The following is a 12,812-nucleotide window of genomic DNA, read 5'->3' as shown; positions in this document are numbered from 1 at the left end:
ATGGATACATACCTAAAATATGAGGCATTTACGGATAGTGCAACTCCAGCAGAGGAAACCAATGTGCATACGGTTTTTGTTCCGTGTATGAAGTTTAAGATTGGTTACTCCATCCGTAAGCAGACTGACTTTCCTGTTGTTCAGGAAATGGTCTTGCGTTTTATCAAAACGATGGGGGGAGAAGTAAGGGAGGGGAGCGTGTGCGGGTTCTTAAACTTCAGTGATCAGGAATTGCGAATAGTGTTAGCTCCATTACTCGGGCAGGAGCTGCTAATGAGAGAGAATGGTAATTTGCGATTGACCAATGCTGGTCTGCAGCTGTTCGTATCAAATGATGAATCTATCCCCTCTATAAGCCAGGCTGAAGCCAAGAGTGGATTTTTTTGTGTAGAGAATCATTGTTGTTTGCCTTTATCTCGTGACGATCGATCTCGCATGGAGTTTGGATCTAAATATGCTCGTCTGATACCAGACTGTGTGCCCGGTCATGAGCAAAAAAGGCCTGACTACCAGCAACAGGTTGCGGAACAGTTTAGCCGTCACTTTCCTTCTTTTATTCAAACTACTGGTGATCTGGAGGATTATCGATCCGACAAGTTGAGTTTGCATAAGGTAGATTATTGTCGAATTCAGGAAGACCTTGTGCTCGCAGCAGACGTTATCATGAAAGTTAAACAGAGTGGTGTGGCCGAAGTTTCCGTACTTCCTTTTGATCACCTTGACCCAAAGACTGAAGAGCGAGCGATGTTGCGTAAGCAGCTTATCGGTTTGGTAGAAATAAATCCACCATCAGATCATGATCTAAGTGATGATGTGACCCTCTTGCGTCATTTGTTTGGAGATGACTTTTTGGCTGACTCTCTTCATTCTGGAATGCTCAATTGGCCGTGTCTGATGAAGCACTTTATTGAAGGGGTCGCTCCCAAGCTCCAATCTGGGGCGTCTGTTATTTTTGGTTCGGGGGAGTTATCTAGGAATCGCGAACTTATATCCCGGTTGATATATAGAGGGATTGGGGCTGGAGAGTATACTAAAGATACCCCACTGCAGGTGACGTGGATTCGACCACAAACCCCATCCTGGGGGAGGAGTAAAAGCTTATTCATGGCTATAGCAGACCTCAGAAAGGGAGTGGAAGAGATAGCAGGATCTGAGAGAGTGATCTCTTTATGCCTAGCTGAAAATAGATACTCAGAGGATCAACGGGTAAAGTTGCCGGATTTAAAGCTATACCAATCTCGAAAGAATTATGAGGCTTTTGATGCCGTCAAATACTTTAGATCCGTAGGCTTGCCTCCTAATGTGGAAATCATTTTAGTTGGCGAAGTTGGAGGGCTTGTATTAAGTCATAGTTTTGGATCCGTGAATTGCCCGTTGCCAATTCCTGTTGGAGTGTATTTCGAGGATATGAAGTCTGTGATGGACTACTTCAGCTCGTATGCATTGAACCATATGAGATCTTTCCCGAGTAAGCCGCATAAGAAGCTCCGAAAGTAGTTGATGTATAATCTGATGACGATGTCTTAGTATTAGCCCATTAAGAAATCACTGATGGAGCAGCTTGGTGTGTTTGGTTGGTCGTGTGTCGATCAAGGGCTGGGAATGATAATGTTGGCGAACCTCGACACGGAGAGTATTGTCGCCGCACGTCAATTTGGAAATGATATCTGACCATCGCCAGTTTGAATACACAGATGATTGTTAATAGAGGTGTTTAAAAATTACAAGAGCCCCCGGGAAGGAACACCCGGGGGCCGTGTAAGATTGAGGCCATGTACTCTATGACGTTTACACAATCATATTATCTCGCGGCGGTAACTGTCGGGTTACCTTATGCGGCCTGATTGGCTTCCAGTGCTTCAAGCACTTTCTCCCAATTGAACCGCACGGCTGTACCAATTTTTATTGCCGGAATTTCTCCGGCGTTCACCATTAGTTCAACCTTACGCGTGCACACCTTCAGTCGCTTTGCCAATTCATCTTTCATGATGAGTTCCTTGGCAGGCTCCCTTGGTGTACCAGGGCATTTGATTGCCATGCGTTCAATTTATCCACAAAACTTGAATCCTCCAAGGGGATTTTTCTCTTCGCAAACACCTCCTGGCTTGGAAAACAGGAGCAATGAGGTTCATGCGGTTTTGAGTTTGATGATGTTCTTGGCTTCTTCCGGGGTGATGCTCCAGTAGAGGGCCGCAGTCTTGGGGGTGACCAGCTTGTGGTAGTGTTTATACAGGAGTCGGGGGTCGGGGTGTCCCAGTGCCATGGCGAGCTTCCCTGGATCATTGTGATGCGCAAGGTGGTAACTTGCGAACGAATGCCGACCCGCATTATGGGGCCAGCTTTCCAACTTGGCATCTTCTCTAGCCTGCTGCTGACCCTTGCGCCAGATTGCATGGCTCTTGATGACGGGGCCTTTGTGCTTTTTGTAAGGTATCAGCCAGGAGGCAAGATTGTCCCCGATGGGAACGTGCCTGCGTTGTGCTGTCTTTGCCTTCGCGGCCTTGATTTCGATTAGCCTTTCATCCAGGTCGATCTCGGACCAGTCAAGCCGCTCGATCTCAGCTCTGCGAATTCCGGCGAAGAATGAAATTGCCAGTCCAGGAAGTGTATCGTCGTCTGCGTGAGAAAGTAAACTGGCGACCTCCTGTGGTTTGAGGATCCCAGTCTCTATGGCATTTACCTTGGGCCTGAGGGCATGGGTAACGGGGTTGGAGGTTGCCGCTTTCAAGATGATGGCATGATTGAACATCTGTCCTATTGCCCTGCGGTAGTGAAGCTGGGTCTGCTGTGCCATTTCGAGATTGGTCAGAAAGTCATCAATGATCTCCGTAGTGATGTCGCATGCCAGCCAGTCTCCGTATGAGGCATTGAAGCGTTTCAGACGGTACCCCAGCGTGTCGCGGTGGCCCTTGCTCTTTCCTTCGGTGAGGAGCTTGTTTTTCAGGCTATCGGTGACTTCTTGGCAGGTGATGGACTTGTGTCGGTTTTTTAATCCCTCTACGAAACTGGCCACGGCATCAACCAGGGTGACCTCCTGCGCGTGCTCAGGAAGCTCTGAGATGGCTTCCCGGAAGTTGATGACCGCCTGGAGTTCCGTTTCAGTGATCGAGGCATGACGGCTGCCCATGTCCTTCAACTCATTGCGCTTCTTCTTGGCCCACTCGTCGGCACCACCCTTGCGCTCCTTCTTCTTGAAGTATTTCTTCTTTCGTTTACCACCGTCCGGGTAGGAGACGTACCACGGGAAGTTTTTCTTCCTGCTCTTCAGGACGGACACCTTATTATTCATGCTTGCAAATAGAGCAAAATACAGGCGAACCGCAACGAAAAAGTGAGACTAAAGTGAGACAGTAAAGCTGTAATCCTTGCAAAATATAGAAAAACTATAGTTTCCTAAACCTTAGATACAGGTTCGATTCCTGTCGGGGGTATTTTCTTTTGAGGCGTGTTTTGATGCCACCAAATGATATAGCCATAGAAAAAACACCGTAGGAGCAAATCACCATTTCCATTCTCTCGGATCGTTTTCCAGATCCTCGATGATTTCTGCCGGGAGATTGATGAACTCAAGATCAGAGGTCGTTCCCGGCTGTAATTGAAATTGGACCACCTTGCGCCGAGTCCCCTTAGTGCTTTTCACTGAGAGGTCCGCGAGCACAGTGATAGCGCCATCCGTCTCCGGAAAAACCTTCAACTTTCCGGGAATTTGAAATACAGCATAAGCTTTACCTGGCTCTTTTTTAAATGGCTTGAAGGGCTCAACCACCCCTAAATGCCTACTCGGAAACCACTCGCTACGTTTGGTTGTCGATGTTGTAACTTTTACTCGGTGTACCGTCATCGATTCGTGCAGCCCTTGCTCGCCCTCAGCTTCAATTCTCCAGATAAACGGTCCGTCGAGGGTCGCCGAGCCCGCCATATACACCATCGCCGACATCGAAAAGCCACCTTCACCCCCCATCGGCTTCACCGCGCTCGTAATACGCGCTCCATTCACCGTCACTACCCCACCACCAGAATAGGAATGGCTTTTAGTGTAAATATGACCACACGAAGAAAGGCCAGACACAAGCACCAAACAGGCGAACAAGCGCCCGGGTAAAAAATGGAGACCAGTCATGAGCACGATAAAATTTGGGGGGACACTCCCAACCTAATTCAACTGCATCCAATTCACCAGCATGGATTTTAAAACTACCACCGTGCGTGTTGCCTCATTAAAGCGGACACCGAAGCAAGAAGCTGGAATGACTGGAATAGCTCCCGTTGCCTCATAAATGAGGACACTCTACGCAAAGCATGGCCATATTTATTCATTCACCTTGTCGCGTGATGTTTTTATCAGCGATTCGCAGGCGTCAGGCGGATGCAGTGGCCGCCACCTGGTGCCAGTTTGGCTTGGATGACATCGCCTTTTTTTACTGTTCTTTTGCGGACTTTGTATGCCTCACGGTTGGTTTTGTAATGAGCGTCGTCACCATCTTCGTAGAGGGTGGCATCGTAGCTGACGCCATCCTTGAGAAAATCCAGTTGAATCGGCAGCGTGGCTCCTTTTTCATCGCAGCAGGTGGCGATGAACCAATCGTCGCCGGAACGTCGGGCCGTCGTAATCAAACGGCCGATCTCACCATGAAGGATTCTGGTTTCATCCCAGTTCATCGGAAGCTTGGCGATGAACTCAAACAGGTCGGCTTTGGCTTCGTATGCCTCTGGGATATCAGGCAGCAAACTAACAGCAGAATAAGTAATCAGCACCCGTGCTGTTTCAGCCGTGACCGTCGAATACAGTTCAGCAAAAATCTTGGGGCGGACCTGCTTGGCGTTGTCGATGCTGTAGAGCCCGTTGCACATGTCGAGCGGTCCGGCTAACATGTTGGTAAAAACCGTCGTGCAAAACGTCTGCGGTGAAAAGGTCCGCATGGCATCCGATTGCGAATGACAAAATTCGCGGGTGATGTAGTTCGGATAGGTTCGACGATCGCCGGAGGGTGCGATCGGTCCATCGTGGAAGTCACAAAGCAACTGATGCTTGGCGCAGAGTTCGACGATTTTTCTGGTTTTCAAAACCTTTGCCTGTGGCTTTGCACGCATGAATCCGTACTTGATTCCTGCGGCTCCCCATTGCTGATAGGTTGCCAAGGTTTTGTCCAAATCATGATTTTTCTGCGCCGCATCGTTCAGGTAGAGGATGATACCGACATTTTTACTTTTGGCATATTTGATCAATGCCGGCACATCGACTGGATGCTTCCAGTCTTTGGGCGCGGGTTTACGCACCAAATGCGGTTTGAAGGGGTGCGGCTGAATGATCAAATGATCCCGGCTCGTTGTGGGATCCTCCTTGGGATCAAATTCCAGTCCATACCACCCGGCATCGAGCAAGAGGTAGGCGAGCTGATGTTTGGCAGCAAAATCAATGTGGCGCTTCCAGGACTCCATCCCCAGATTATAGGTGAATCCGTCCTCGGTTTTGGCTCCCCAGGCACGCCAGTCCCACATCGAGATTCCCGGCTTGATCCAGGAGGGGTCCTCGATCTTGCATACCGGGTTGAGATTAACCATCGTGTGATTAACCAATAGTTCGCCCGGTGACTCACCCAGAAGAACAACCCGCCAGGAACTATCCGAGGGAAGAGTCACGGATGATGCTCCCATCTGGGATTGGAACGAGGTAGGGCTCAGACGTTTCATGCTGATGGGCGCATACTGATCAATCTGAGCTTCTAAAATCGAAGCGTAACAATCATCTGCCACTTTAACTGTCAGGGGAAGCTGGGAGCCCTTCCATTGACTCAGCGGAACAGGGCCATGGTTGGCGCGTTCACCATTGGCACTCCAGCAGGTAAAATCGCCACCAAACTGAAATTGGCAACGGTCGCCGAGAACCTGAGCTTGTCCACTGCCCGGCAGGCGATAGCGAACAGCAACGCCATTGTCATAAGCCCTCAGCACAATCTGCAGGCGCCTTTTCTTCGGGCCGTTTTCCTCGAGGGTCCAGATCGCTTGCTTGTAGTGATTCTGCACGCTGGAAGCTTTCCCCCAAACTGGCTTCCACGTATTGTTGACTTCACTTGTCACAAAATCAACGGAGCGAAACGCTGCAAAATCTTTATCTTTCAGAACCAAACCCAAGGGCGAGGGCTTGAGAATGGTCTTCTCGTTGAGCTTAACCACCCAGTGAGGCACACCGGAGTCTAACTGAAGATTAACCACGGCCTTTTGGCCAGGAGAATGAAGCGTGTGCGCTGTTGGATCCTCTGCGGCATTGCCAGGCTGTTGCTTGAGTGTCGATTCGATGGTTTGTACAATCTGCTTGGCCATCAAATCATAGGCTGGCCTCTTCCAATGAAACCGATCTCCGCGCACCCATTGAAGCTTCTGCACGGTACTGCCATATAAATCATTCACGGCAACCCCCTCTTCTTTCATCACCTTGAGTGCCAACTGATTGCGGGTCACAATCGTCGGGTTAATTTCCTCGTGTAGCTGGGTCGTGTTCCGGGCATGAACCGGAGTGGTGCTCGCCCAAATCAACTGTGCCTTTGGCGCTTGCTGTTTCAAGGTTCGGACATAAGTCCTCAGTAAATCAGGATAATTCTTATTCAGGATACGCCCTTTGGGCCATCCATGTAATCCGATGTTAAAATGAATCACATCGTAGCCTCGATAAGCACTGACTTTTTTCAAATCAGGAAGCAGCTCGGGGCTTTTCAAATGCAGGGGAGTTAACCAACAATCCACATTGGCTGTCTGTTTCAGAGATTGAATCACCTTGGCGCGGTACCCGTTCATAATGGAGTCTCCGATCAAGAGGACATTGGTGCGCCCATCCACAGCCGCTTTGGCTGGATAAAATTTCCAGGCTCCACCATCCGAGTGCAAGCCCAGCGCTTTGTCTGCAGGGGCGGCGTTTGCACATAAAGGTAGGTGTAGCATCACAGCTAAGGATGCGGTTTTGAATAAGTGAACCCGTAATCGATTGTATGATAATTTCATCTTTATTTATGGTATCGAGTTGAAATAAAATGGGTTGTGCTAAACCGGATGTTTAAGCTCAAATTGCATCCCCCAGCAATGCGTCTGACCGGCTCCGAGGACACGCTGGTGTCGATGTTGGATCGCATCGCTGAGAGCATCGAATGGTGCGGTGGTTGGTTCCACACCGAGATTAAAGTAAGGGAGAGAGCCGGACCCCGACCAAGCGCGAAGGTTCATCCAAAGCGCCAGATAAGGGACGCTTTCACCTTCCCAGGACAGCTTGAGCCCCGACCCGTCTCGGCAACGAATCGCAACTTCTGGTTTGGAACCGACACGGAAAAAACATTTGTGGGCTTGGGGCTTTACCCCCTCATCCAGATCAGGATCGCTGACCTCATAAGTCCATGAACCGGAGGGACGCCTGGAGAAAATCATCTCCCCACCCTGGTCAGCATCACTTCCAGGATAAACCTCACTTCCAGCCCCCAACTCCAAGCTCATCCCTGACTCTAGCGCAATCAGGGGGTGAGCCGCCCACAGATAAGGCACGGGTGCAGCTTGTTCCGATTTCAGGGAATAAAAGACCATCACCCGCTCCCCTTCCAGTCTCAGAGTCCGGGTAAATATTGTTTTGAAACATCGCGTATGATAACGACAGGTCAATGTTCGATCGTCTTCACAACTGACATCAGCAGGCAGAAAAACCAAATCACCATGATCCGGGATCTTTGTCCCGTCCTCCAATTGGTCTGGAGACACGGAAGGAAAAATTTCATCCCAACCGCCGACATCAAGCTGCTCAATATAGGACTCCCCATACACCGGGAGACGAGCCTGCAGATAGGGGTTATTCCACAGCCATTCCCGGCCACTCCTAAGATCCTTGAGAGACGCCACCTTCCCTCCCAGATCCGGGCTCAGGGATAAGGACAACTCGGAGTTGCTCAGTTGAACGCTGTCACGCATGGTTTGATTCCCCCCAATTAAAAATGAGGCAAGAAATGATACTCCAATCTGGAGGCCAGCCTTACATTAAAAGTCGTTTTCAAAATGCATCGCATCTGCCCCCCTAGCATCTTCCAAGGTGACAAAAACAAAAATCGATCTCCAGGATGCCTTTGCCGGATCCAGCGCCAACAACACAAGCGCTTTTTCTGCCTCCGCCGAGTCCAATCAGGTCATTTGCTCCATACTCTGAGAACTCTCCAGCTCCAGACCGGGTGATCCGATGCAAAAAAAATCGACCGCTGCCACGCTTTTCCTTTCGCAATTCTGTCGGACAGGTCTAGGATTCTCCCAGCGATGCAATGCGATTACTGTGAAAGCAAAGCCACTGTGTTCTTCACCCAGATCATTGATGGCCAGACAAAAAAATCATCTCTCTGTGAGCAATGTGCTACTGAGCAAGGGGTTACTGACCCCGAAGGTTTTTTAATCGGCCACTTGCAACCCATTCCCCAAAAAACGGCCGAGGTGGTCAACCAACCGGAAAACCCGGTCAAGGTCAGCGCCCCTCCAGTATGCCCAGGATGTGGATTTGCTTTCGATGACCTCAAAAAAACCGGACGTCTCGGCTGCAGCGAGTGCTACCAGTTTTTCCGTGAGGACATCAAACACAACCTCGGAGGAATGCACAAAGGCATCAGTCATAAAGGCCGGGTGCCCAAAGGCATGCTCGAAGCCTACGAAAAACAACAACAAATCGAAAAACTCCACGAGCAAATGACTCTGGCGATCCAGGATGAAAATTACGAAAAAGCCGCCGCCCTGCGCGATGAACTCCGCCAACTCGAACAAGCGGCTACTCCAGACAAACAAGAAAGCCCGGCTCAGGAAGCCTGATCATCCATCCACGACGCCCCCTGTTCTCCGTTAACGAATAACTGATAACCCATTACTGATAAGCGATCACTCCATGATGCGATTCTCCACATTGATGAAACATCCGGCCGAATGGATGACCGGCGCCTCAGACGACAGCTCGATCGTCCTGACCAGCCGTATCCGCCTCGCCCGCAACATCTCCGACGTCCCATTCCCCGGATGGGCACGTAAACCTGAGCGCATCGAAATCATGACGCGACTTCGCCCAGCGGTCGAATCACTGACCGAAATGCGCAATGCTTTCTCCCAGCAACTCAGCGAGCTGACGTCCGTACAAAAACAAGTCCTGGTCGAGCGCCACTTGATCAGCCGTGAACAAGCAGCCAGAAACGAAGGCAGCGCTGCCGTTGTCAACCGCGACCAGACACTCAGCGTCATGATCAACGAGGAAGACCACCTGCGTCTGCAATCGATCCGCTCCGGTCTGCATCTGCGTGAAGCCTACAAGCTGATCACCAAAATCGACCAGCAACTGGAAAAAAGCCTGCCCTATGCCTTCGATCATGAACTTGGATACCTGACCGCCTGCCCCACCAATGTCGGCACCGGCCTGCGCGCCTCAGCCATGCTCCACCTCCCCGGTCTGGTCATCAGCGACCACATCGGCCAGGTGATCCAAGCGGTCGCCAAACTTGGCCTGGCCGTCCGCGGCATCTTTGGCGAAGGGACCGAATCCCTCGGTCACTTGTTCCAGATTTCCAATCAATCCACGCTGGGCGAAACCGAGGACGAAATCATCAATCGCCTGGAACGTGTCATTTGCAAAGTGCGCGACCACGAACGCAACGCCCGGATCAAACTCGCAGAAGACGACCCACAGATGCTCGCTGATAAAATCGGCCGAGCCTACGGTCTGCTGCGCCACGCCTACGTGATCGACTCCAAGGAAGCTCTCACCCACCTCTCCCTGATTCGTCTTGGTGGCGACATGGGGTGTTTCCCGAAAGAGGTGATTTCCCTCTGTGACACCTTACTGATGGATATTGAGCCCGCACACCTGCAGCACATCTCCGATAAAAAGCTCACCCCCGAGCAACGTGACATCATTCGGGCAGAAATCATCCGAGACAGGTTGCAAAACATCCCGACACCTGATATAGGTACCCTTGATAATCAATCAAAACAAGAAAACGACTAGTATCAGCGACCAAGCCCAGACCAGCCACACAGCGATCAACGACAGCGATTTCCATCTAAAGGGATCGCAGCGAACTCAACGCGTGGCGAGCAACACACCCCATTCACCCACCGCCCTTTCAACCGTACCCAGACATGAATAATTTCACACCCAGAGCCCAACAGGTTCTCGCCCTTGCCCGCAAGGAAGCGGACCGATTCAACCACAATTATGTCGGAACCGAGCATATATTGTTAGGACTGATCAAACTTGGTCAGGGGGTTGCGGTCTCCGTTCTAAAGAACATGGGCTTGGATCTGGAAACCGTGCGCATTGAGGTGGAAAAACACGTTGGCTCGGGACCCGAACAAAAAATCTCGGGCAACATCCCCTACACTCCGCGGGTGAAAAAAGTGCTTTCTCTTTCCAATAAGGAAGCCCAACAGCTTGAGCACTCCTATGTGGGAACCGAGCACATTCTCTTGGGACTGCTCCGCGAGGGTGACGGCGTAGCAGCCCGTGTCCTGGCCAGCCTTGAGGTGGACATCAACCACACCCGTCAGGAGATTCTCGCTGAAATCGATCCGAACTTCAACCCGGACGACATCGAGGACGAATTTGAAGAGTTTGAAGATGACGACGAAGAGGCACCCCAGGGAGGCGGCAAGGGAGGAAAAAGTAAAAACCCCGCTCTGAAAGCCTTTGGTCGTGATCTCACCCAGCTTGCGGAAAAAGACAAACTCGATCCCGTCATCGGACGTGAATCGGAAATTGAACGCGTCATCCAAATCCTGTGCCGCCGCACCAAAAATAACCCGGTTCTGATCGGGGAGGCCGGTGTGGGAAAAACAGCTATTGTGGAAGGCCTCGCCCAGGAGATCACCAGCGGCAACGTTCCGGAAATCCTGCGCGGCAAACGCGTGGTCACTCTGGACCTCGCACTGATGGTTGCCGGCACCAAATACCGTGGACAATTTGAAGAACGGATCAAAGCCGTGATGGACGAAATTCGCAAAGCGGAAAACGTCATCCTCTTCATCGATGAATTGCACACCATCGTCGGTGCCGGATCCGCGGAAGGCGCCATGGATGCCTCCAACATCATCAAGCCGGCACTCAGCCGGGGAGAACTCCAATGCGTCGGTGCCACCACCCTGAATGAGTACCGCAAATTCATCGAAAAAGACTCCGCCCTGGAGCGACGCTTCCAAAAAGTCAAAGTGGACGAGCCGTCCCAGGAAGACACCATCACCATCCTGGAGGGGCTCAAATTCAAATATGAAGAGCACCACAAAGCCACCTTTACCCAGGAAGCCATCGAGGCAGCCGTGAAACTATCATCACGCTATCTGTCCGATCGCTTCCTTCCGGACAAAGCCATCGACATCATTGACGAAGCCGGGTCCCGGGCGCGGATCGGGCAAATGACCCGCCCACCGGTCGTCAAGGAGCTGGAGGCCAAAATCGAAAGCATTCAAGCCGACAAAGTGGCCGCAATCAACGAACAGAACTTCGAACAAGCAGCCTCGATGCGCGATGCCGAAAAGCAGGCAAAATCCGAACTCGAAAACATCGTCAATACTTGGAAGGCCGAAAGTGAGGAAACCATCGTGGAAGTCACCGAGGACGACATCATGTCCGTGATCTCCAAGTGGACCGGCGTGCCCCTGCAACGCATGGAGCAAAAAGAAGCCGAAAAATTGCTCAAGATGGAAGAAGAGCTCAAGAGCCACGTCATCGGTCAGGACACAGCCGTGGTCACCATCTCCAAAGCACTGCGCCGCTCGCGCGCCGACCTCAAGGACCCGCGCCGCCCGATTGGCTCGTTCCTCTTCCTCGGACCCACCGGTGTGGGTAAAACCTACTTGGCCCGCAACCTCGCCGAATTCATGTTTGGTGATCCGGATTCTTTAATTCAGATCGACATGTCCGAGTACATGGAGAAATTCTCCACCTCGCGCCTGATCGGATCCCCTCCGGGCTACGTCGGTTATGAAGAAGGTGGCCAACTCTCGGAAGCTGTCCGACGCCGACCATACTCGGTTGTTCTTTTCGACGAAGTGGAGAAAGCCCACCCGGACGTCATGAACCTGCTGCTTCAAATTCTCGAAGAAGGGATGGTGACCGACTCCTTTGGCCGCAAGATCGACTTCCGTAATACCATCATCATCCTCACCTCCAATGTGGGTGCCGGCAGTGTCAAACGTCAGACATCCCTCGGCTTTGGAGCCATGCAGGAAGACGAAGCCGACTTCGATGGCATGAAAGCCAAGATCCTGGAAGAGGCGAGAAAGCAGTTTAAGCCGGAGTTCCTCAACCGTCTGGACGACACCGTCGTATTCCACATGCTGGAGAAAAAGGCGCTCAATGTCATCGTCGACCTCGAAAGCGCGAAACTCATCGAACGATTGAAGGACAAAGGCATCAAGCTCAGCCTCGACAAAAATGCCCGCGAACTGCTCATGAACAAAGGGTACGACCCCAACTACGGAGCCCGCCCGATGCGCCGAGCCGTCGAAAAATACCTCGAAGACCCACTGGCCGAGGCGCTACTCCGCGCCGATATCAAAGAGGGTGACACGGTCAAAGTCACGCGCCGCAAAGGTGCTGAAGAGCTCACGTTCAAACCGGTGAAACCCAAACCGAAAAGCAAAACCAGCAAGTCATCCTAAGGCCAGGCAATAATGGATACCTTGGATCTTTGCCAGTGTGTCACTCCCGACATTGCAGATTAATCCGGCACCCGTCCGTGTATTCGGTGTATTCCGTGGTGCTAAAATGAACTCTCTACTAAAAAATCATTCGACCAATTCCTAAGATTCGTGGTTTCACC

Annotated in this window: 9 protein-coding genes; 4 read left to right on the top strand and 5 right to left on the bottom strand. The window is 51.3% G+C overall.

From position 1 onward, the window contains the following. A complete protein-coding gene (locus HW115_RS05065) occupies positions 1 to 1,497 on the top strand; it encodes a hypothetical protein (protein ID WP_178931514.1) in 1,497 nt (498 codons plus the stop codon). A gap of 334 nt (positions 1,498 to 1,831) precedes the next feature. Here the strand turns inward: HW115_RS05065 and HW115_RS05060 are convergent, their stop codons facing one another. The 5 genes from HW115_RS05060 to HW115_RS05040 all read right to left on the bottom strand — a co-directional run bounded on the left by HW115_RS05060 (position 1,832) and on the right by HW115_RS05040 (position 7,944). Beyond that, positions 1,832 to 1,987 carry an excisionase family DNA-binding protein gene (locus HW115_RS05060; protein ID WP_178931513.1) on the bottom strand — a complete coding sequence of 52 codons (156 nt, stop codon included), beginning with the start codon at positions 1,985 to 1,987 and terminating at the stop codon, positions 1,832 to 1,834. Between the two features lie 141 nt (positions 1,988 to 2,128). Further along, positions 2,129 to 3,289, bottom strand: a complete 1,161-nt coding sequence (locus tag HW115_RS05055) for a tyrosine-type recombinase/integrase (protein WP_178931512.1) — start codon at positions 3,287 to 3,289, stop codon at positions 2,129 to 2,131. 210 nt (positions 3,290 to 3,499) lie between these two features. After that, positions 3,500 to 4,120, bottom strand: a complete 621-nt coding sequence (locus tag HW115_RS05050; protein ID WP_178931511.1) for a hypothetical protein — start codon at positions 4,118 to 4,120, stop codon at positions 3,500 to 3,502. Positions 4,121 to 4,341: 221 nt separating this feature from the next. Then, positions 4,342 to 6,936, bottom strand: a complete 2,595-nt coding sequence (locus HW115_RS05045) for a glycoside hydrolase family 97 N-terminal domain-containing protein (protein WP_227021292.1) — start codon at positions 6,934 to 6,936, stop codon at positions 4,342 to 4,344. Between the two features lie 99 nt (positions 6,937 to 7,035). Continuing rightward, positions 7,036 to 7,944: an aldose epimerase family protein gene (locus HW115_RS05040; RefSeq protein ID WP_178931509.1), complete on the bottom strand. Its 909-nt coding sequence runs from the start codon at positions 7,942 to 7,944 to the stop codon at positions 7,036 to 7,038. Between the two features lie 336 nt (positions 7,945 to 8,280). Between HW115_RS05040 and HW115_RS05035 the strand changes: the two genes are divergently transcribed. The 3 genes from HW115_RS05035 to HW115_RS05025 all read left to right on the top strand — a co-directional run bounded on the left by HW115_RS05035 (position 8,281) and on the right by HW115_RS05025 (position 12,651). Then, positions 8,281 to 8,820 (top strand): UvrB/UvrC motif-containing protein, encoded by a 540-nt coding sequence (locus HW115_RS05035; protein ID WP_178931508.1) that lies wholly within the window; start codon positions 8,281 to 8,283, stop codon positions 8,818 to 8,820. 73 nt (positions 8,821 to 8,893) lie between these two features. Then, on the top strand, positions 8,894 to 10,000 hold the full coding sequence (locus tag HW115_RS05030) for a protein arginine kinase (protein WP_227021291.1): 1,107 nt from the start codon (positions 8,894 to 8,896) through the stop codon (positions 9,998 to 10,000). A 134-nt stretch (positions 10,001 to 10,134) separates the two neighbouring features. Beyond that, positions 10,135 to 12,651, top strand: a complete 2,517-nt coding sequence (locus HW115_RS05025) for an ATP-dependent Clp protease ATP-binding subunit (RefSeq protein WP_178931507.1) — start codon at positions 10,135 to 10,137, stop codon at positions 12,649 to 12,651. The last annotated feature ends 161 nt before the right edge of the window (positions 12,652 to 12,812 follow it).

It is taken from the genome of Oceaniferula marina (assembly GCF_013391475.1).
Classification (GTDB): domain Bacteria; phylum Verrucomicrobiota; class Verrucomicrobiia; order Verrucomicrobiales; family Akkermansiaceae; genus Oceaniferula; species Oceaniferula marina.
This window is presented reverse-complemented; position numbering and strand designations above follow the sequence as displayed.